17 protein-coding genes are annotated in these 19,998 nt (G+C 66.0%); 14 read left to right on the plus strand and 3 right to left on the minus strand.

Features of this window, described 5'->3' with window-relative positions:
- Window positions 1-61 precede the first annotated feature (61 nt).
- Window positions 62-655 carry a TetR/AcrR family transcriptional regulator gene (locus tag HIM68_RS16790; protein WP_172174345.1) on the plus strand — a complete coding sequence of 198 codons (594 nt, stop codon included), beginning with the start codon at window positions 62-64 and terminating at the stop codon, window positions 653-655.
- A gap of 100 nt (window positions 656-755) precedes the next feature.
- On the opposite strand, the gene HIM68_RS16795 is transcribed toward HIM68_RS16790, so the two are convergent.
- A complete protein-coding gene (locus HIM68_RS16795; protein WP_172174348.1) occupies window positions 756-1,421 on the minus strand; it encodes an SDR family NAD(P)-dependent oxidoreductase in 666 nt (221 codons plus the stop codon).
- Window positions 1,422-1,536: 115 nt separating this feature from the next.
- Here HIM68_RS16795 and HIM68_RS16800 point away from each other — a divergent pair, with 115 nt between their 5' ends.
- The 8 genes from HIM68_RS16800 (at window position 1,537) to HIM68_RS16835 (ending at window position 10,616) form a co-directional block, all read left to right on the plus strand.
- Window positions 1,537-2,721, plus strand: a complete 1,185-nt coding sequence (locus HIM68_RS16800; RefSeq protein ID WP_172174351.1) for a Glu/Leu/Phe/Val dehydrogenase dimerization domain-containing protein — start codon at window positions 1,537-1,539, stop codon at window positions 2,719-2,721.
- A 4-nt stretch (window positions 2,722-2,725) separates the two neighbouring features.
- On the plus strand, window positions 2,726-4,813 hold the full coding sequence (locus HIM68_RS16805; RefSeq protein WP_172174354.1) for an acetate--CoA ligase family protein: 2,088 nt from the start codon (window positions 2,726-2,728) through the stop codon (window positions 4,811-4,813).
- Window positions 4,814-4,815: 2 nt separating this feature from the next.
- Window positions 4,816-6,450, plus strand: coding sequence for a thiamine pyrophosphate-binding protein (locus HIM68_RS16810; protein ID WP_253904026.1), 1,635 nt, complete (start codon window positions 4,816-4,818; stop codon window positions 6,448-6,450).
- Window positions 6,451-6,520: 70 nt separating this feature from the next.
- Window positions 6,521-7,687, plus strand: coding sequence for an acyl-CoA dehydrogenase family protein (locus HIM68_RS16815; protein ID WP_172174360.1), 1,167 nt, complete (start codon window positions 6,521-6,523; stop codon window positions 7,685-7,687).
- Between the two features lie 184 nt (window positions 7,688-7,871).
- Window positions 7,872-8,498 carry a superoxide dismutase gene (locus tag HIM68_RS16820; RefSeq protein ID WP_135539373.1) on the plus strand — a complete coding sequence of 209 codons (627 nt, stop codon included), beginning with the start codon at window positions 7,872-7,874 and terminating at the stop codon, window positions 8,496-8,498.
- Between the two features lie 122 nt (window positions 8,499-8,620).
- Entirely contained in the window at window positions 8,621-9,190 is a 570-nt protein-coding gene (locus HIM68_RS16825) for a GNAT family N-acetyltransferase (protein ID WP_172174363.1), read from the plus strand.
- Between the two features lie 221 nt (window positions 9,191-9,411).
- Window positions 9,412-10,158 carry a 4-hydroxy-tetrahydrodipicolinate reductase gene (dapB, locus tag HIM68_RS16830; RefSeq protein WP_172174366.1) on the plus strand — a complete coding sequence of 249 codons (747 nt, stop codon included), beginning with the start codon at window positions 9,412-9,414 and terminating at the stop codon, window positions 10,156-10,158.
- The gene (locus HIM68_RS16835) at window positions 10,158-10,616 is read left to right on the plus strand and encodes a tetratricopeptide repeat protein (RefSeq protein ID WP_139908413.1); all 459 of its coding nucleotides are present in this window, start codon (window positions 10,158-10,160) and stop codon (window positions 10,614-10,616) included. The genes dapB and HIM68_RS16835 overlap by 1 nt, the downstream gene beginning before the upstream one ends.
- Here the strand turns inward: HIM68_RS16835 and HIM68_RS16840 are convergent.
- A complete protein-coding gene (locus HIM68_RS16840; protein ID WP_172174369.1) occupies window positions 10,579-11,859 on the minus strand; it encodes a heparan-alpha-glucosaminide N-acetyltransferase domain-containing protein in 1,281 nt (426 codons plus the stop codon). The genes HIM68_RS16835 and HIM68_RS16840 overlap by 38 nt on opposite strands.
- A 68-nt stretch (window positions 11,860-11,927) precedes the next feature.
- Here HIM68_RS16840 and HIM68_RS16845 point away from each other — a divergent pair, with 68 nt between their 5' ends.
- From HIM68_RS16845 to HIM68_RS16855, 3 genes are all read left to right on the plus strand, one after another.
- Window positions 11,928-12,806, plus strand: coding sequence for a neutral zinc metallopeptidase (locus tag HIM68_RS16845; RefSeq protein WP_172174372.1), 879 nt, complete (start codon window positions 11,928-11,930; stop codon window positions 12,804-12,806).
- A gap of 162 nt (window positions 12,807-12,968) precedes the next feature.
- Window positions 12,969-14,969 (plus strand): FAD-dependent oxidoreductase, encoded by a 2,001-nt coding sequence (locus HIM68_RS16850; RefSeq protein ID WP_172174375.1) that lies wholly within the window; start codon window positions 12,969-12,971, stop codon window positions 14,967-14,969.
- The gene (locus HIM68_RS16855) at window positions 14,966-15,658 is read left to right on the plus strand and encodes a TetR/AcrR family transcriptional regulator (RefSeq protein WP_172174378.1); all 693 of its coding nucleotides are present in this window, start codon (window positions 14,966-14,968) and stop codon (window positions 15,656-15,658) included. The genes HIM68_RS16850 and HIM68_RS16855 overlap by 4 nt, the downstream gene beginning before the upstream one ends.
- A gap of 11 nt (window positions 15,659-15,669) precedes the next feature.
- Here HIM68_RS16855 and HIM68_RS16860 read toward each other — a convergent pair whose 3' ends face one another.
- Window positions 15,670-16,983 (minus strand): ATP-binding protein, encoded by a 1,314-nt coding sequence (locus HIM68_RS16860; RefSeq protein WP_172174381.1) that lies wholly within the window; start codon window positions 16,981-16,983, stop codon window positions 15,670-15,672.
- A 174-nt stretch (window positions 16,984-17,157) separates the two neighbouring features.
- Between HIM68_RS16860 and dapA the strand changes: the two genes are divergently transcribed.
- Together dapA and HIM68_RS16870 are read left to right on the plus strand one after the other, a co-directional pair.
- Window positions 17,158-18,081 (plus strand): 4-hydroxy-tetrahydrodipicolinate synthase, encoded by a 924-nt coding sequence (gene dapA / locus HIM68_RS16865; RefSeq protein ID WP_139468766.1) that lies wholly within the window; start codon window positions 17,158-17,160, stop codon window positions 18,079-18,081.
- Window positions 18,082-18,115: 34 nt separating this feature from the next.
- Window positions 18,116-19,762: a ribonuclease J gene (locus HIM68_RS16870; protein WP_172174692.1), complete on the plus strand. Its 1,647-nt coding sequence runs from the start codon at window positions 18,116-18,118 to the stop codon at window positions 19,760-19,762.
- The last annotated feature ends 236 nt before the right edge of the window (window positions 19,763-19,998 follow it).

The raw sequence follows: 19,998 nt of genomic DNA on the forward strand, positions 1-19,998 counted from the left end.
GGGGCTTCGGCCTCCGGACGCGGGATGCCGTCAGGCTGGAACGTGAAGGGAGACAGGCGAAATGGCGAGGAAGAGCGCAGCGGTCCGCCGGGAGGAGATCCTCGCGGCCACGGTCGAGGAGATCGAGGCGACGGGTCTGCGCGCGCTGCGCGTCTCCGACGTCGCCGCCCGTCTGGGCCTGAGCGCCAGTCTCGTCATCTACCACTTCGAGACGAAGGAAGCCCTCGTCGCCGAGGCCTTCGACTTCGCCGGGCGGCAGGACATCGACCGGGCCCGGGAGCTGGCTGCCGGGCAGGTCTCGGCTCTCCAGCGACTGCGGGACGTCGTCGGCTGGTACCTGCCAAGCGGCTCCTCGCGCAGTTGGAAGATCTGGATCGACGCGTGGTCGGCCGGACTCTTCGATGCTGGTCTGAGAGCAACATTCGCCGCTCTCGACCGGGAGTGGAAGTCGATTCTCGTGCACCTCATGGACGAGGCCATCGCGGCGGGGGAGTGCACGGAACCTGAAGGCGGCACCGCGTCGGGCGCGACCCGGGTTCTCGCCTTCCTCGACGGCCTGGCTATCCAGGTGATGGTCAATTCTGAGACCGTTGACACAGAGGCGCTGAGCACCTGGGTCGACGACTTCCTCACCCGCGAACTCGGCTGGGGGTGATTGTTGGGTCGATCCACGGTGTTCTGGACGTCCAGAACACCGTGGATCGACCCAACAGTCGGCTTCGGACGGTGCTGAAGCCGACTGCCGTGCACTTACTTCAGTAGCGAGCGGAGAACCCTCCGTCGGCAGACAGCAGCTGGCCGCTGATCCACCGGCCCGCATCAGAGAGCAGAAATGCAGTGACTCCGGCAATGTCGCGAGGAGTGCCCATTCGGCCGAGTGGCTGATAGGGGATCAGCCCGGTCCTCGTCTCGTCGTCCATCCAGCCCGTATCGATCGGCCCAGGATTGACGACGTTCGCAGAGATCCCCTTCGGTCCGAGTTCTCGCGCAGCGGAGATGACGATTCGATCGAGCGCGCCTTTCGATGCTCCGTAGGGCAGATTTCCTGTGGCGTGATCGCTGGTGAAGGCGACGATCGCGCCTCCCGACTCGCCGATCTGCTTCGCGAACGCCGCGATGAGGAGCAACGACGCACGAGCGTTGACAACCATGTGGCGGTCGAAGCTGTCGACGGTGGTGTCCAAGATTCCGGACTCTTCGCCGTGAGCGTGGCTGAGCACCAATCCGTCGATGGTGCCGTGATCCCTGCTCACCCGACCGACCAGCTCCTGCGCTTCGTGAGCGGATGACAAGTCGCATGGGTAGTCTCCGCGATCGAGATCGCTCGTGCACACTGTCCAGCCGTCGGACGACAGTCGTGCGGCCACTCCCGCGGCGATGCTGTTCTCTCGTCCGGCTCCGGTGATGAGTGCTGTCGGCATACTTCGATCCTAGCGGCCTTGACGTGGTGGCCCTCACCCGGACAGACTGGAGTCACATGTCTTACTGAATAGCGGTTCAGTAAGAGTCTTGAGACGCCGATCTTTTGGGAGCCCCATGTTCATGGACATCACTTGGCAGGATCCGGACACCGGTGCACTCGGGTATGTCGTCATCGACACCCTTGTGCGCGGCACCGCTTCGGGCGGTCTGCGCATGCGCAAAGGCTGCACCCTCGAGGAGGTGCGCGGACTCGCCCAGGGGATGACCCGCAAGGAAGCGATCCATCTGCGCGAGGGCCGACACTATGTGCCCGTCGGCGGAGCCAAGGGCGGAATCGACTTCGACCCCCGCGCACCCGGAGCCAAGGACGTCCTCGAACGCTTCCTCGTCGACATCAACCCGATCATGCACGCCTATTGGGCCCTCGGCGAAGACCTCGGCGTCCGCCAGGACGACATCGACGAGATCCTCGCCCGCCGCGAACTCGGCTCGGGGCTCTCCGCCGTCAACAAGCTCGTCGACGATCCGGTCGCCGTCGAGGCCCGCGCCGAGAAGGCCTTCTCCGCCATCGTCGACGGCGTCGCCCAAGACGAACTCGTCGGCGGCCTCGGTGTGGCCACCTCGGTAATCGCGGCCCTGCACGACGCCGGCCGTGACCCCAGCGAATCCACCGCCGTCATCCAAGGATTCGGCTCCATGGGCGGTGCCACCGCCCGCTATCTCGCCGAGGCAGGACTGCGCATCGTCGGCATCGCCGACGCCGACGGGTTCGTGTCCAACCCTGCTGGGCTCGACGTCGAAGCGCTGCTGGTCACCCGGGACCAGTTCGGCGGAATCGACCGCGAAGCGCTGCGCCCGGAGGACCACGTCGGCGATCGCGACGACTGGCTCGCTGCCGACGCCGACGTCCTCGTCCCCGCGGCCGTGAGCTACTCGATCACGCCGGACAACTGCGACCGCGTCACCGCTTCACTCATCGTCGAGGCCGCGAACATGCCTGTCCTGCCCGCAGCCGAAGAGACGCTGCTGGCTCGCGGCGTCACCCTCGTCCCGGACTTCCTCGCGAACTCGGCGACGAACGCCTGGTGGTGGTGGGTGACCTTCGGCGACGTCGACGGCAGCTGGGAGGACAGCCGCACCATCGTCACGACGACCCTGCGCGACCTCACCGCCGAAGTCCTCACCGCAGCCCGCGACCAGGGCATCAGTCCCCGGGCGGCCGCTCAGGCGAAGGTCGATGCGAATCTCGCAGCCTTGGGCGATCGCACTGCCGCTGCCGCTTCGGCGCCGGAAAGCTAGCGATATGGACGCGTTCTTCGATCCCGGCAGCGTCGCCGTTCTTGGAGCATCGAATGATTCCAGCAAATGGGGTTTCTGGCTCGCCGCCGGAGCTCTGCGCGGGGCCGAGCGCCGCCGCGTCTACCTCATCAACGCCACAGCCGCCTCGATCCAGGGCCAGCCGACGTACGCTCGCCTGAGAGACCTGCCGGAGACGCCCGAGCTGCTCGTCATCTCCGTGCCCGGCCCCACCGTGGCGGGAGTCGTCGCCGAAGCACTCGAGAACGGAGTGCGCGCCTTCCTCATCATCTCCGCCCGCGTCCCCGACGCCGACCAACTGGCTGCCACTATCCGTGAGACCGGCGGCCGCCTCATCGGCCCGAACTCGCTCGGGATCGTCGACTCACACGCCGATCTGCTCCTGGCCTGGGGCAACTTCATACCCGGAAGTCTCGCCGTGGTCACCCAGAGCGGCCAGCTCGGCACGGAGATCGCGACACTCGCGGCCCGCAGCGGACTCGGCGTCTCCCGATTCGCATCGATCGGCGGACAATCCGACGTCCGCGCCGCCGAGGTGCTTGCCACCCTCGTCGACGACCCCGCCACCGCTCAGGTCGCGCTCTACCTCGAATCCTTCACCGGCGGAGCCGCCCTCGTCTCAGCCCTCAAAGCCCTGCGCGCCGCCGGGAAGCCGACGATGATCCTGACCACAGGAGCCTCCAGCGCAGGAGCGCGTCTCGCACGATCCCACACCGGATCGATGACCTCGGCCATGGACACCGTCGACGCCGCCTGCCGGGCCGCCGGCGCCATCCGCCTGGCCACCCCCGGACAACTCGTCGAACTCGCCGGCTTCTTCGCCTCCGCCTGGCTGCCGAACGACCGGCGCATCGGTGTGCTCTCCGACTCGGGCGGGCAGGGAGCGATCGCCGCCGACACCGCCGAGAGCTGGGGACTCGACGTGCACGAACTCAGCGCCGGCGCTGCCGGACGCGTGAGCGAACTGCTGCCCGAGGCCGACCACATCGTTAATCCCATCGACCTCGACGGCGCAGGAGAGAAGAACCTTGATGTCTATGCTGACCTCGCCGAGGTGCTGCTGACCGATACGGACATCGACGCTGTCGTCGTCTCCGGATACTTCGGCTGCTACGGCGAGGACGTCCCCGACCTGCGCGACCGAGAACTGGCTGTCGTCGATCGTCTGGGCGAGCTCGTCGCCGAGGCGAAGAAGCCCGTCATCGTCCACTCGATGAGCGCATCGTCGCCCGCCGTCACCCGCCTCTGGGAGCTCGGCATACCCGCCTACACCTCCATCGAAGCGGCCATGCGCGTGCTCGCCCGCGCCGGCTTCTACGCCGCCCATTCGGGTCGGCTCACCGAATCCCTCGAACTCACCGGCCCCGTCACCCCGTGGGGCACCGGATACGCGGCCGCCCGAGCGGTGATCGAGGGCGCTGGGATTCCCGTCCCTGCCGCTGTGACTGTGGGCAGCGTGGGCCCCGGGGAGTCCCGTGCACCCGCCGAGGCGGCCGCGTCATCCGATCTCAGACCGCCGTTCGCGCTCAAGGCCGGATGGCCCGCCCACAAGACGGAGGTCGGCGGCATTGTTCTGGGTCTGAACGACCTCACCGCAGTCGAAACGGCATACGCGGACATGGCGGGTCGCCTCGGCGAAGGGGAGTACATCCTCGAGGAGATGGACACGCGCGATCACGTCGTCGAGATCCTCGTCGGGGGTCGGCAGGACGAGAACTTCGGTCCGCTCGTCATCGTGGCCGCCGGCGGGACGGAGACCGAACTCTTCGCCGATACGTGGCTCGAACTCGCCCCCGTCACCCACACCGAAGCCTTGGACATGATCTCGCGGCTGAGCTGCTCGCGGCTGCTCACCGGGTGGCGGGGCAGACCCGCCGCGGATATCGACGCCCTCGCCGAGATCATCGTCGCGGTGTCCAGACTGGTGGCCGGGAACAATGCCATCGCCGAGATCGAGATCAACCCGGTGCGAGTCGCCCAGGACGGCGCCTTGGCCGTCGACGCCCTCGTCGTGACGACGGAGAACCCGACAGCAGAGAACGTGCCAGCAGAGAAACCGAACAGCGAGGAATGAGAATGGACCAGACGACCATCACCGGCGGAGCACACCTGGCTCGTGCGCTCCAGGCCGAAGGGATCACCCGCGTCTTCGGAATCCCCGGCACCCACAACCTCGAGATCTTCGCGCAGCTGAGCGCCGCAGGCATCGACATCGTCTCACCTCGCCACGAACAGGGCGCGGGCTACATGGCCGATGGAGCTGCCCGCGTCACCGGCGACGTGCAGGTCATCGTCACGACCACCGGACCGGCCGCGCTCAACGCACTCACCGCCCTGCTGCAGTCCTTCACCGATTCCGTGCCCGTCCTCCTCATCACCCCCGGCATGCCGTTGACCCACCCCGGCCGCGGGACCGGACTCCTCCACGAAGTGCGCAACCAGTCCGCGGCGCTGTCGGCAGTCCTCACCGAGGTCATGCGGGTCACGAGCCCCGGCGAGGTGTCGCTGGCCGTCGGGCAGACGCTGTCGGCGATGCGCTCAGGCCGGCCCCGCCCGGCCGCCATCGAGATCCCCCTCGACCTCATCGAAGACGCCGGCCCGGGACAGCTCCATCCGTCCGTGACCCGGGCGCTGCCGGCTCCCGTGTCCTCGGAGATCGATGCTGCCGCCGAGGCGATCGCCGGCTCGAATCGACCGCTCATCATCGCCGGGGCCGGAGCACACGGAGCAGGAGCGGAGGTCGCAGCTCTGGCTGAGACGCTCGGAGCGGGAATCGTCCTGTCCTCGAACGCGAAGGGACTCGTCGATGACCGCGCCGAGACCACCATCGGCGCCGTCGGGGTCCTCGAGCTGCTTCCAGAACTCACAAGCGATGCCGATGCGGTCATCGCGATCGGTACGGAACTGGCACCCAGTGACTTCTGGCCGGAACCCCTGCCGCTGCCCGACACCGTGGTGCGCATCGACATCGACGAAGTGCAGATGCTCACGAACGCGGCCGTCACCCATCCGATCCTCGCCGCCGCGAAGGCGGCGACCGCGGCACTGAACGAGCGCGTGACCACGATGCGCGCGGAATTCGCGACTGCCGCCGCACGGGACTGGAGGGCCGGCTGGAAGTCAAGGGCCGCCTCGGCGATGGAATCCGACGGCCGACCTTGGGCCGATCTGTCGGCCGCACTCACAGCGTTCGCGGAATCGGACACCTCACCGCTCTTCGTCGCAGCGGATTCGACGATGGCCTGCTATTACGGGGTGCAGACCGGGTGGAAAGCTCGCTCCGGTGACCGGTTCCTCTACCCGGCCGGGGCGGGCACGCTCGGTTACGGGCTGCCCGCCGGCATCGGTGCGAAACTCGCTGCTCCGCAGGCCAGAGTGGTCGCGGTGGAAGGCGATGGGGGATCGATGTTCACGATCGCCGAACTCGCCGCGGCCGTGCAGGCGGGCGTGCGGATGTGCCTCATCGTCGTCGATAACGGCGGGTACGGGGAGATCCGCAATGAGATGGAGGACCGCGGGGACACTCCGTCAGGGGTGAAGCTCACCGGGCCGGATTTCCCGGCACTCGCGCAGGCGATGGGGGCACGCGGAATCCACGTCGACGGCGCGGACGCGCTGCTGGCCGCGCTCAGCGAGGCGGAGGCAGCGGTCGGCCCGACGCTCATCCACATCACCGAGGATTCCCGGGCCGGAGCGGACATGCTCGACTGACCGGGGACGAGGGACGTCGGCCGGGCGCAGTGAGGCGCCCGACCTCCACTGACACTTCGAAGGAGAACTGATGAGCTACACACCTTGGCCGCTGAGCGATGAACAGCATGACATCCTCGACCTCGTGCGCGGATTCGCCCACGACACGATCCGTCCGGCCGGTCGCCGCGTCGACGAGGCCGACACCGAATCGCCGGTCGACATCTTTGCGGCGGCAGCCCGGCTCGGGGTCACCGACTTCATGATTCCCGAGGAATACGGCGGCGGCGGATTCACCGATGTCTTCACTCAGTGCCTTGTCCAGGAACAGCTGTGCTTCGGGGATCCGGGCATCGGGAACTTCGTGTGTTCGAACGGCTTCTTCGCCGACCCGATTCTCGCATTGGGCACGCCCGAGCAGAAGGAGGAGTGGCTGCGCCCGCTGACTGGAGCAGACCCGAAGATCACGGCGCTGGCAACGACCGAACCCGGATCCGGATCGGACTCGGCTTCGATCATCACCCGGGCGGATGCCGTCGACGGTGGATACGTGCTCAACGGGCAGAAAGCCTGGATCTCGAACGCGGGACTCGCGAACTTCTACGTCGTCTTCGCCAAGACCGACTCGAGCCGGCGCTCTCGCGGAATCAGCGCATTCCTGCTGCCCAGGGAGACCGAGGGGATGGAGTTCGGTGCGCCGATGAAGAAGATGGGACAGCGAGCCATCGTGTGTCGTGAGATCTTCTTCTCCGACGCATTCGTGCCCACGTCGGGCCGCCTCGGCGAGGAGGGGCAGGGCTTCTACGGACTCATGCGCACCTTCGACATCTCACGGGTGGTGCTCGGTGCTGCGGCGCTCGGCACGGCTCGGGCGGCCTTCGAATATGCGCGTGACTATGCGAGGGAGCGCACGCAGTTCGGGACGAAGATCATCGATCATCAGGCCGTCGCGTTCCGGCTGGCGGACATGTCCTCGCGGATCGATGCGGCGTGGCTGCAGGTGCTCAATGCGGCGCGGATGCTCGACGCCGGCGATGCCGTTGATCGACAGCGGATGACGGCCGCGGCGGCGATGGCGAAGCTGAACGCCTCGGAGACGGCCATGTTCTGCACCTGGGCGGCCGTGCAGACCCTCGGCGGATGGGGGTATTCGCGAGAGCATCCCGTCGAGCAGTGGATGCGCGATGCCAAGCTCGAGGAGATCGAGGAGGGCACCTCGGACATCATGCGGCTGCTCATCTCACGCAACCTCGGGTGAAGGTGTCTTGAGCGATCTCGGGCGGAGGTGTCTTAAGCAATCGCGGGCGGGGAAGTGATCCCGTCACCGCGCGTCATATGGAATAGGATGACGGATCCCCTTGTTGTCCGAGATGAGACCCTGGGATAGGGTCGAAATGAAGCCACCGATGTGGTGGTCATCAAATCTGATCAGGAGGAATCTCATGGCTGAGCAGTACACACTTCCGGAACTGCCCTACGACTACTCCGCTCTTGAGCCGCACATCTCGGCTCGCATCATGGAGCTGCACCACGACAAGCACCACGCCACCTACGTCAAGGGCGCCAACACCGCCGTTGAGCAGCTGGCCGAAGCCCGCGAATCCGGCAACCTCGCCAATGTGCCGAAGCTGACCCGCGACCTCGCGTTCAACCTGGGCGGTCACGTCAACCACTCGATCTTCTGGAACAACATGTCCCCGGACGGTGGAGACAAGCCGGTCGGTGAACTCGCCGCAGCCATCGATGACCAGTTCGGTTCGTTCGACAAGTTCCGCGAGCACTTCACCACCGCGGCCACCACGATCCAGGGCTCCGGCTGGGCCGTCCTCGTCTACGACCAGCTCGGCGGAAACCTCTTCATCGAGCAGCTCAAGGACCAGCAGTCCGACATCCAGCTCGGCGGCACCCCGGTTCTGCAGCTCGACATGTGGGAGCACGCCTTCTACCTCGACTACCAGAACGTCAAGCCCGACTACGTCAAGGCTTGGTGGAACATCGTCAACTGGGCAGACGCCGGCGCACGCTTCGACCGCGCAGTCGCTCAGACCAAGGGCCTCCTCCTCGGCTGAGACCCCAATTGCTACCTGACGGCGGCCCAGCTACCTCGCGCGAGGTTGCTGGGCCGCCGTCAGGTTGTTTGAGACCTCGGAGCGGGCGCTGGCGGACCGGCGACTGCGGATAAGGTGGCCGGATGAGCGCAATTCTCCGACCCTGGCAGTCAGGCGCTTCGGGTGATGCCGAGGCGTTGGCTGAGGTGTATGAGCGGGCCGATGACGCGCTGCTCAGCAACATCCCCGACGACCGCACGATCGGTGGTGCCCGGACATGGCTGGAGACCATCACCGACGCCGAGGCAGCCGGTGACCTCTGCGCTCGGGCGATCGTTGATGACGGTGACCGTTCAGGGCGGCGAATCCTTGGAAACGTCATGGCCTCCGGGATCGAACGCCGGCACTCGAGCGCGTGGATCTCCTATTGGTCCGTGGCCGAAGCACGCGGCCAGGGCCTGGTGTCGGCAGCGCTGCGCAGCCTCGTCGACCTCCTCCACGACGAACTCGGGATCTACCGGCTCGAACTCGGCTACCGGGTGAACAACCCGGCTTCGGCGGCAGTCGCGAGGAACGCGGGTTTCATCGTCGAAGGCCGCGAACGAGAGAAACTCCTTTACGACGGCATCAGATACGACACCGAGGTCTGCGCTCGGCTGAGTGGAGACCTGCGGCACCGTGGACCGCGCATACCGTTCGCCCCACCTCGTTGACCCCGCATCGTCCCCTCCAGAACTACCTGACGGCGGCCCAGCAACCTCGCGCCAGGTTGCTGCGCCGCCGTCAGGTAGTAATTGGGAGTGTTCGGATGGTCACTGGATGTGAAGAGAACTGCCGAGGGTCGCTAGACTGACTGGCGGAGATCGTTCCGGTCGTTTCGCCTCGGCCCGACCGGCACACCTCGCAGGGATCATCGCACAAGGAGTCACAGCATATGAGCATTCGCGTAGCCGTCATCGGAGCCAAGGGTCGGATGGGATCCCACGCCGTCGATGCGATCAACGATGCCGAAGGACTCGAACTCGTCGCCGCACTCGGCAGCAGCGATTCGCTGGAGACCCTGCTCGATCAGAACATCGACGTCGCCGTCGAACTGACCGTTCCTAAATCCACCGAGGACAATGTCACCTTCCTCGTCGAGAACGGCATCGACACCGTCGTCGGCACCACCGGCTGGGACAACGACCGTCTGGCCCGACTCGAAGCCACACTCAAGGACCACCCGGAGACTGCGGTGCTCATCGCCCCGAACTTCTCGATCGGTGCCGTCCTGGCCATGCGCTTCGCGGAACTCGCGGCCCCCTACTTCGACTCGGCCGAAGTCGTCGAGATCCACCACACCCGCAAACTCGACGCCCCGTCCGGCACGGCGAACCACACGGCCCAGCGCATCGCCGCGGCACGCAAGGCCGCCGGACTGCCTGCCGTTCCCGACTCCACCGAATCCGATCCGCAGGGCGCGCGCGGCGCCGTCATCGACGGAATCCACGTCCACGCCATCCGTCAGCAGGGCATGAACGCCCACGAGGAAATCCTCTTCGGCTCCGACGGCGAAGCCCTGACCATCCGCACGGACTCGCACTCCACCTCGGCGTTCATGCCCGGCATCGTCACCGCCGTGCGGTCCATCGCTGATTACACGGGGCTCATCCACGGCCTCGAGAACATGCTCGACCTCTGATGTCGAAGGCCAAGATCGGAGCGATCATCGTCTCCGTCGTCCTCGTCTTCTACTTCGTCCTCATGGGACAGCGGGCGTGGATCCTCGTCCGCGAACCCGCGATGATCCCCAAGATCATGGGTATCGCCCTGTTCGTCCTGCCCGTCATCGGTGCGTGGACGCTCATCGTCGAACTCGTCTTCGGTGCCCGTACGGAGAAGCTCGCGCGCATCCTCGGTGAGGAAGGCGGACTGCCCGTCGATGACCTGCCCAGGACGCCGGGCGGGAAGATCATCCGCGAGGCCGCCGACAGGGAATTCGTGAAGTACCAGGCCGAAGCCGAGGCCGCACCCGAGGATTGGCGGTCCTGGTTCCGGCTCTCGTGCGCCTACGATGCCAGCGGCGACCGGAAACGGGCGCGGGCCACGATGCGCAAATCGATCAGCCTTTTCCGGGAAGGTCAGAAGCAGGGCGCTTAGGTCCCGGCGACGCCACCCTGATGATGCCCGCGATTCCGCCTTCCAACGGGCCGCGGGCGCTGACAAATGCTTTCCACAGCAGCGGCAGCAGCACGAATGTGAGTGCGTGGATGACGAACTCGAGAGTCTGCTCGCCCGTCGTTGCGGATTCCTCCATTGGATTGCCGACGATCTGAGATCTCGTGATCTCCAACAGCACGACGTGCGCCGAATACACGCTCAACGGCATCGATCCCGGAGCCGACAGCGGGGCGAGCACCCATGACCGCCGACCCAACAGCGCTGCAGCGGCCTGGCAGGCGACGATCGTCATCACCGCGGTCCCGCCGGTCGAGAGCAGGTCGAACGGTGTCCCCGAATGCGGTCCCGCGATCGCCAGCCACCACCACGACGTCGCCGGAGTCACGCCGTAGCTGCCGGTGAACAGGGCCGCCGTGAGATCCGTGCCCCACATCTGCGCAACCTCCACGAGCGCGGCATCACCGCCGAAGACATTGAGCAGAATCCATGAGGCACCGCGTCCGACGACGAAGAGCCCGAGTCCGGCCGTGAATAGTGCGAGCAGGTGGCGCCCGATGTCGAGCTTCGCCACGGCCATGCCGAGCAGAATGTACGACAGCCATTGCAGCACCGGGTAATAGCCGGTGAGGAAGAGGTCGGTGAGCATCGCCCCCGGCGTCGCGAAGTCGAAGAAGCCCATCGGCAGGTAGCTCGGTTCGAGGAGGAACGTCGAACGCACCCACATCGACACGACGGGGGAGAGGACCATCCAGACCCCGGCGATCGCGAACAGCGTCCCCGCGCGCAGACGCAGGAAGAGCAGGGCGAGGGCGAACATGATCCCGTAGTTGACGAGGATGACCGCGAGCAGTCCGGAGATCGACCCGAGGCAGAGCCCGATGAGGACGATGGCCGCCGCCCGGATGAGTACGCTCGGTGCCGCATCGCGCAACCGCCCCGACACCGCCATCCGCGATCGGGTCGAGAGCACCAGAGAACAGCCGGCGAGGACCGCGAACAGCGCCGAGGCGCGCCCGGCGAAGACCGCCGCCCAGGTCGGCATCCCCGTCTCGTCGCCGAGGGCGAAGATGTGCGTGACCATCATCGCCAAGAGCGCGATCCCGCGGGCGACATCGAGTCCGATGAGCCGCCCATCGGGGCTGAGCCGACGGGCAACCCTCGCCGAGGTGGCCGTGGAGTCCGCGTCGTGCGCTCGGTGAGGTTCCGCCGGGTGAGAGCTCATGGAACGATTCTCACACGACTTCACTTCTGCGCGCCCTCCCGCGTACGCTCCCGGGGTATCTTTATGCCATGACCTTCAACCCGAACGCCGATATCAGCGGCAACAGGACGAGCAAACGCGGTCGCAACACCGCGATCGTCGGGGGCGGCGGCGTGGGCATCGTCGGCCTGCTCGTCTTCCTCATCGGACCGCTGCTCGGCGTTGATGTCACCGGACTGATGGGCGGCATCACCCCGGACGACGGCGGCCAGAACCAGTCGAGCGGGACGAGCATGTCCCAGTGCGATACGGGTGAGGATGCGAACACGAACATCGACTGCCGAATGGCTGGAGCACAGGTCGTTCTCGACGACTACTGGGCGCAGATGGTCGACGGCTACGAACCGCCGGCGATGACACTGGTCGACGGTCAGACGTCGACCGGCTGCGGGACCGCATCGAACCAGGTCGGACCCTTCTACTGCCCGGCCGATCAGGGCGTCTACATCGATCCGAGCTTCTTCGACATTCTGCGTCAGCAGTACGGTGCCTCGGCCGATGAGCTCGCCCAGCTCTATATCGTCGGCCACGAATGGGGCCACCACATCCAGAACATCACGGGCGTGATGAGCGAGCACCCCAACAACGGCACGGGTCCGGAGAGCAACGGCGTGCGCACCGAACTCCAAGCCGACTGCTACGCAGGTGCCTGGCTGGGCAAGGTCACCACTCTCACCGACGACAACGGCACTCCGTATCTCGAAGAGCCCTCGAAAGAACAGCTCGACGATGCCCTCAATGCGGCCTTCGTAGTCGGCGACGATCACATCCAGGAGCAGTCCGGTTTCGTCAACCCGGAATCCTTCACCCACGGCTCGAGCAAGCAGCGGCAGAAATGGTTCACCACCGGATACAACGAGGGCCTGAGCAGCTGCGACACCTTCGCAGTGTCGGGCAACGAGCTCTGACTGACGGTTCCGCCCAACAGCAATCGCACCCCCCCCACCGGCGATCGACACCTCGGGAGCCAACCCTTGCCGCCGTTCGTCATACGGTGATATGAATAACTGAGGCAGCCCGATCGAGGGGCAGCCACCCAGTCCCACCCGACGATCTGATCAAGGACGATCATGTCTCAGTTGTTCCCGCACCTCTTCGAACCCATCACCATCGGCTCCACAACGATCCGCAACCGCATCGTCTCCTCCGGACATGACACCGTCCTCGACGATCACGGCCACATCGGCGACGACCTCGTCGCCTACCATGAGGCCCGCGCGAAAGGCGGAGCCGGACTCATCGTCCTCCAGGTCTCCGGCGTCCACGAAACCGCCCGCTACACCAGCCACGTCCTCATGGCCACCGACGAATCCTCCGTCCCCGGTTACCAAAACGTCGCCGAGGCGGTCCACCGCCACGGAGCAACGATCTTCGCCCAGCTCTTCCACCCCGGCCGCGAAGTCATGGACGGCGAGCGCGGCATGGCACCACGGGCCAAGGCCCCGAGCGACGAACCGCAGGAGAGGTTCAAGGTCGTCCCCGAGTCTCTGACCACCGCTGAGGTCAGAGACATCATCGCCGGCTACGGACATGCAGCGAAACGCATCGCCGACTCCGGAATCGACGGCGTCGAGATCGTCGCCAGCCACGGCTACCTGCCCATCCAATTCTTCAACCCCTCCGTCAACACCCGCACCGACGACTACGGCGGCAGCCCGGAGAACCGTCGCCGTTTCCTCACCGAGGTGGCCCAGACCGTCCGTCAGTCAGTCGGCCCTGACGTCGTGGTGGGCGTGCGGATCTCCGGTGAGGAGAAGACCGAGGACGGCCTCGTCGCCACCGAGATCCTCGACCTCATCGAACACCTCGACTCCCTGACCACCGACGGCGTCGACTGCCTCGACTACTTCTCGATTACCGCCGGCGATTCCTCAACCCTGCAGGGCGCCGTCCACATCGTGCCCTCGATGCAGATCGACCCCGGCTACGCCGCGAACCTGTCCGAGCAGGTCAAGAAGATCACCGACAAGACCGTCATGGTCGCCGGCCGCATCAACCAACCCCACGAAGCCGAAGTCGCGATCGCCGTGGGCCGCACCGATATGGCGATCATGACCCGCGCGATGATCTGCGACCCCGAAATCGCGAACAAGTCCGAATCCGACAAGGTCGACGAAATCCGCGCCTGCATCGGCTGCAACCAAGCCTGCATCGGCCACTTCCAACAGGGCGTACCGATCTCGTGCATCCAATACCCCGAATCCGGCCGGGAACTCACCTTCCTTCCCCGACCGACGGTGCGCTCCCGCGGCCGAGTCCTCGTCATCGGTGGGGGACCGGCCGGACTCAAGGCCGCCGCGGTCGCCGCCGAACAGGGCGATGACGTCGTCCTGTGCGAGAAGGAGCCCCACCTCGGCGGGGCGGTGCTGCTGGCTCAGGAACTGCCGCATCGATCCGAATTCGGGGGAGCGGCGACGAACCTTTCCGCCGAGGCAGCCCGCGCCGGCGTCGACATCCGCACCTCCGTACCGGCCACCCAGGACCTCATCACCGAGGTGGCCCCTGACCACGTCATCATTGCCACGGGAGCCGAACAGCGCATGCCCGCCCTCGAGATCGCCGACGATGCGCTCGTCATCGGTGTCCGCGACTATCTGCGGGAGTCCCCGGACCTGCGGGCCGGCCGCGTGCTCGTCACGGATTGGAAGGGCGATTGGATCGGACTCGGCATCGCCCTGCGGCTGGCCGAGGCCGGGCGGCACGTGAGCTTGGCGACGGCGGCGAACTTCGCCGGTGCCGCGATCCAGCAGTACACGCGCACCCTGCTCGTGTCCCAAGCGCTGCGGACCGGTCGGGTGCAATTCGTCAATGACGTGCGCCTCGTCGGGGTCGATGTCGATACCGGGTACCTGCAGTCCACCCTCTGCGAGGTCGTTCACGAGGTCGACGGTGTCGCCGCGACGATCGTCTCCGGAGCACCACGTTCTGTTCCGGTCGACCTCGACTTCGGGGCCGCCTCGGTGACGGTGATCGGTGACGCCCTGGCCCCGCGTACGGTCGAAGAGGCCGTGTACGAAGGGCTGACCGCGGCCACCGCTCTGGCCGAACGACGAACACCGGTCACGGCGTGAGCCCACGACCGGCCCAACCTGCCGCCGAAATCGAGGCGAAGAAGGCGGCGATCATCGCGGCCACCCTCGACCAGATCGTCGACCGAGGCCCCACGGCTGTCCGCATGTCCGATGTAGCGAAGGCCGTCGGCATGTCGGTCGGGACAGTGCAGTACTACTTCGGGTCACGCGATGCCCTGCTCGCCGCAGCTTTCTCGGCCCACAGCGATGCGGTGCTCAAGGACATCGCCGACATGGCGAACCATAATGGCAAGAACACAGGCGAAGGGACAGAAACCGGTTCGCCTCGGTCCCGCCTGCACGCGGCCTTCACCGCCGTCCACGAGGTCGGCAATCACGGTCAGAGGTCGCGGGTCTGGATCGAACTCGTCACCGCGGCACGCACCCACGCGAGCCTGCAGGATTGCGTCGACTCCGTCTTCGAAGGGTGGCGCAGCCTGTTCTCACGCATCATCGACGACGGCATCAGGACCGGAGATTTCACCCTTTACGGGCTCACCGTCACCGAGGTGGTCGATACGTTCATCGCCATCATCGACGGCTTCGACCTCGCCGCCGTTGCCGGACAGGGACCCGAGCCGACGACGATGGCGCGCATCCTCGGCGCGACTGCGGACGGCCTGTTGAGCGGTGGGAGTCCGGGCGCCGCTGCGACGCATTCGGATCCGCACAATCCGGTCCGGTCATAGCCCGACCCGCCTCACAGCCTGGCGATCGTCTCCACGTCCTCACCGAACTCCCGGGCCGTCTCCTCGGACACCGTCGCCCGCGTCGCCCGCAGCGCTTCGAGATAGTCATCGGTCGAAAGCACATCAGACCGCGAAGCGATATCGACGTGCTGCTGTCGCAGCGACGACGCCAGAGCTTCCTGCGATGCACGCCGGGCCGCATATTCGATATCGGCCGGGGTCAGACCGTCACTGGCATCGACGAGCACATCGAGATCGACACCGGCGATCGTATGCTCGGGAATGTAGCGCGACCAGATCGCCTCCCTGGCGGTGGCATCCGGCAAACCGATGGGAATGACATAGTCGAAGCGCCCATGCCGCAGGAACGCCGCATCGAGGGCACGGACGAAGTTCGTCGCACAGATGAGCAGCCGGCCCTCCCGATCCCGGAACTCCGCAACCTGCTTGAGCAGCTCATTCGTCACCCCCTGCGTCGGCGACGGCGGCTCACCTCCGCGCTTCGACGCGATCTCCTCGACCTCATCGATGAACACCACTGCATGCTCGAGCTCATTGATCTGCTCGAACGTTGTGCGCAGACCCGCCGCCACACCGCCGGGCTCACCAGACAGACGCGACGGGAACACCTCGACGAACGGCCAGTCCAACCGCGATGCCACCGCCTTCGCGAACGTCGTCTTCCCCGTCCCCGGCGGACCGAAGAGCATCACCGCCCGAGGCGGCACGACCCCGAAATGATCGGCGAGATCCGGTTCGGCCAAAGGCACGACGAGGCGATCCTCGAGCATGTCCTTCTCCTCCTGCATCCCGCTCACCCCATCCCAGAGGTGGCGGGGCAGAATCCGTCCCCCGACCGTTTTGAGTCGGTCGAGCTCACGACGTTGGACGGGCAAGTGCCGTTCGACGTACTTCAGCCCGGACCGGGTCTCGAAACCGTTGGCCACCAGACCGTCGCAGGCCGACGTCCCCGCGGGAATGAGCATCGACAGCTTCCCCAAGCCCAGCGGCATGAGACGGCGTTCGAGCGCATCGAGCAGCCCCGCCTCGGCGCGGGTGCCCTGCTCAGGATCGGCACGCACCGCCTCCAGGACATGGAAGAACACGAGAACTCCCTGACCGTGTGCGGCGCGGCCGACGGCGGCACCGACGATCTCCTCATCGCGGACGGCCACGACGGCCTGATTGCGCTGGCAGGCGGCCAACACCTCGGAGAGCGGATAGAGCGGGGGAGCGGCCTCGGATTCCGGGACGGCGGCTTCGAAGAGACGGATGATTCCGTCGAGGTCATCATCATGGAAATCGCGGATGCGGGTGCGGGTCATCGAAAACTCCTTTGTTTCGGTGGCGGGCAGGGCTCAAGAGTAGACGATCGAGCGGCTGCAGGTGTGATCCGTCTCTCAACGTGACCGCACGGGCACCGCAGGCGAGGCGAACGACACCCGCAACGCGGGTGGACCACTGCACTCATGAGAGGACGTGGGCGCTATCCTGGTTCTATGGCGATTCTCGGTGACCAGGCAGCAGCGACTGCCATTGACGCGTTCGGTTCCGTCGGCACTGCAATGGTGACACCATTCAAGCGCGACGGCAGCATCGACTATGCGTCCGTGGAGAAGGTGGCGAACCACCTCGTCGAGCTCGGCAACGACATGCTCGTCGTCTCCGGCACCACCGGCGAATCTCCGACGACGACCGACGACGAGAAGGTCGAACTCATCCGCGTCGTCCGCGGTGTCATCGGCAAGCGGGCGAAGATCGTCGCCGGCACCGGCAACAACGTCACCGCACACACCATCGACCTCTCCCGCCGCTCGGCCGATGCCGGAGCCGACGGGATCCTGCTCGTCACCCCGTACTATTCGAAGCCGACCCAACCGGCGATCGAAGCCCATATGCGCGCGGCCGCCGACTCCACCGACCTGCCGGTCATGCTCTATGACATTCCCGGCCGTGCCGGTGCCCCGATCATCACGGATACCCTGCTGCGACTCTCGGACCACCCGAACATCCTCGCGGTCAAGGACGCCAAGGGCGACCTCTTCGCCTCCTCGTTCGTCATGAACAACTCCTCGCTCGTGTACTACTCCGGCGAGGACGCCCTCAACCTGCCGCTGCTGTCCCTCGGCGCGCTCGGACTCGTGTCCGTGGCCGGGCACGTCTGCTCGGACCGGTTCGCCGCCATGGTCTCCGCAGTGGCGAACAACGACCTCAACACCGCACGCACCCTTTCCCGCGACACCGCGGACGTGGTGGATGCGCTCATGAACCACATGCCGGGAGTGATCTCGGCGAAGGCCGCTCTGCAGGCCCAAGGAATACTCGACAACCGCGACGTGCGTATGCCGCTGCTCCCAGCTGATGAGGAGCAGATGGCGTTCGTCGCCGCCCAATTGACCAGGAGTGGTTACCTCAGTGAATAATGCATTGACCCAAGAACTGTCCCTCCCGCCGAAGATGGACAAAGAAGCCGTCCGCATCGTCGCGCTCGGCGGACTCGGCGAAGTCGGCCGCAATATGACCGTCTTCGAATACCACGGCAAACTCCTCATCGTCGACTGCGGTGTGCTCTTCCCAGAAGAGGACCAGCCCGGCGTCGACCTCATCCTCCCCGACTTCTCCTACCTGGATGACCGCCTCGACGACATCATCGGCCTCGTGCTCACCCACGGCCACGAAGACCACATCGGCGCCGTTCCCTACCTGCTGCGTCGCAAGGGCGACATCCCGATCCTCGGTTCGCAGCTGACGATCGCGCTCATCGAAGCGAAGCTCAAAGAGCACCGCATCAAGCCCATCACCCGTGTGGTGAAGGAAGACGACGTCGACCAGCTTGGTCCCTTCGACCTCGAGTTCGTCGCCGTCAACCACTCAATCCCCGACGCACTGGCCGTGTTCATCCGCACCGGCGCCGGAAACATCCTGCACACCGGTGACTTCAAGATGGACCAGCTGCCGCTCGACGGCCGCATCACCGACCTCCGCGCCTTCGCCCGCCTCGGCGAAGAGGGTGTGGACCTGTTCATGACGGACTCGACGAACGCCGAGGTCCCCGGCTTCACCGCGCTGGAGAAGGACATCGGGCCCGTGCTCGAGAACCTCTTCGGCACCGCCGAACGTCGCATCATCGTCGCCTCGTTCTCCTCGCACGTCCACCGCGTGCAGCAGGTGCTCAACGCCGCCACCGCCCATGGTCGCAAGGTGGCCCTCGTCGGCCGCTCCATGGTGCGCAATATGAAGATCGCCGAAGACCTCGGCTACCTCAACGTGCCGGCCGGAACGCTCATCGACATCAAGAAGGTCGATGACTTCCCCGAGGATCAGATCGTCCTCATGTGCACCGGCTCCCAGGGTGAGCCGATGGCCGCCCTGTCCCGGATGGCCAACCGCAACCACCGCGTCGACGTCGGCGACGGCGACACCGTCATCCTCGCCTCCTCGCTCATCCCCGGCAACGAGAACTCCGTGTTCAAGGTCATCAACGGCCTGATGAAGCTCGGCGCGCGTGTCATCTCGAAGGCCGACGCGAAGATCCACGTGTCCGGCCACGCCTCCGGCGGCGAGCTGCTCTACTGCTACAACATCGTCAAGCCCCGCGGCGTCATGCCCGTCCACGGCGAATGGCGCCACCTGCTGGCCAACGCTCGCCACGCCGAGGCGACCGGCGTCGACCCGAACAACATCGTCCTGGCCGATGACGGCTGGGTCGTCGACCTCAAGGACGGTCACGCCGAGGTCGTCGGCGCCGTCGACTGCAACTACGTCTTCGTCGACGGTTCCTCGGTCGGTGAGATCACCGAGGCGGACCTCAAGGATCGCTTGGTCCTGTCCGGTGAGGGCTTCGTGACGATCTTCATGGCCGTGAACTCGCAGACGAAGTCGCTCATCGCCGGTCCCGAGATCCACGCCCGCGGTGTGGCCGAGTCCGATGACGTCTTCGACTCGATCGTCCCGAAGGTCCAGAAGGCCGTCGAGGATGCCCTGCGTGACGGCACCACCGATCAGTACCAGCTCCAGCAGGTGGTGCGCCGCACCATCGGCCGCTGGGTGTCGTCGAAGCTGCGCCGCAAGCCGATGATCGTCCCCATGGTCGTCATCGTCTGAGACTCCGCTTTCGAGCGGCTCCGTCGTCGGTCTCTTGCCCGACGAAACTGCGAACGCCCGCAGATGCCTCCTCGTGAGGCTCTGCGGGCGTTGTCGCGTTCTGGGCGAATCGCCTTTTGATCGGCGCATCGCGTTTGAACCCGATGCGTGGATCAAAAGGCGATGACTCCCGACTCAAAAGGCGATGACACCTGGTGCGGGGGACTATTCGCGCGTGCGGAAGCGTCAAGTGCGGG

The sequence above is a fragment of the Brevibacterium sp. CT2-23B genome (assembly GCF_013168765.1).
Lineage (GTDB): Bacteria > Actinomycetota > Actinomycetes > Actinomycetales > Brevibacteriaceae > Brevibacterium > Brevibacterium sediminis.

What these genes read in the sequence shown, in the direction of transcription:
- HIM68_RS16790 (WP_172174345.1), top strand. Translation starts at nt 62, where the DNA reads ATGGCGAGGAAGAGCGCAGCGGTCCGCCGGGAGGAGATCCTCGCGGCC.
- HIM68_RS16795 (WP_172174348.1), bottom strand. Translation starts at nt 1,421, where the DNA reads ATGCCGACAGCACTCATCACCGGAGCCGGACGAGAGAACAGCATCGCC.
- HIM68_RS16800 (WP_172174351.1), top strand. Translation starts at nt 1,537, where the DNA reads ATGTTCATGGACATCACTTGGCAGGATCCGGACACCGGTGCACTCGGG.
- HIM68_RS16805 (WP_172174354.1), top strand. Translation starts at nt 2,726, where the DNA reads ATGGACGCGTTCTTCGATCCCGGCAGCGTCGCCGTTCTTGGAGCATCG.
- HIM68_RS16810 (WP_253904026.1), top strand. Translation starts at nt 4,816, where the DNA reads ATGGACCAGACGACCATCACCGGCGGAGCACACCTGGCTCGTGCGCTC.
- HIM68_RS16815 (WP_172174360.1), top strand. Translation starts at nt 6,521, where the DNA reads ATGAGCTACACACCTTGGCCGCTGAGCGATGAACAGCATGACATCCTC.
- HIM68_RS16820 (WP_135539373.1), top strand. Translation starts at nt 7,872, where the DNA reads ATGGCTGAGCAGTACACACTTCCGGAACTGCCCTACGACTACTCCGCT.
- HIM68_RS16825 (WP_172174363.1), top strand. Translation starts at nt 8,621, where the DNA reads ATGAGCGCAATTCTCCGACCCTGGCAGTCAGGCGCTTCGGGTGATGCC.
- dapB (WP_172174366.1), top strand. Translation starts at nt 9,412, where the DNA reads ATGAGCATTCGCGTAGCCGTCATCGGAGCCAAGGGTCGGATGGGATCC.
- HIM68_RS16835 (WP_139908413.1), top strand. Translation starts at nt 10,158, where the DNA reads ATGTCGAAGGCCAAGATCGGAGCGATCATCGTCTCCGTCGTCCTCGTC.
- HIM68_RS16840 (WP_172174369.1), bottom strand. Translation starts at nt 11,859, where the DNA reads ATGAGCTCTCACCCGGCGGAACCTCACCGAGCGCACGACGCGGACTCC.
- HIM68_RS16845 (WP_172174372.1), top strand. Translation starts at nt 11,928, where the DNA reads ATGACCTTCAACCCGAACGCCGATATCAGCGGCAACAGGACGAGCAAA.
- HIM68_RS16850 (WP_172174375.1), top strand. Translation starts at nt 12,969, where the DNA reads ATGTCTCAGTTGTTCCCGCACCTCTTCGAACCCATCACCATCGGCTCC.
- HIM68_RS16860 (WP_172174381.1), bottom strand. Translation starts at nt 16,983, where the DNA reads ATGACCCGCACCCGCATCCGCGATTTCCATGATGATGACCTCGACGGA.
- dapA (WP_139468766.1), top strand. Translation starts at nt 17,158, where the DNA reads ATGGCGATTCTCGGTGACCAGGCAGCAGCGACTGCCATTGACGCGTTC.
- HIM68_RS16870 (WP_172174692.1), top strand. Translation starts at nt 18,116, where the DNA reads ATGGACAAAGAAGCCGTCCGCATCGTCGCGCTCGGCGGACTCGGCGAA.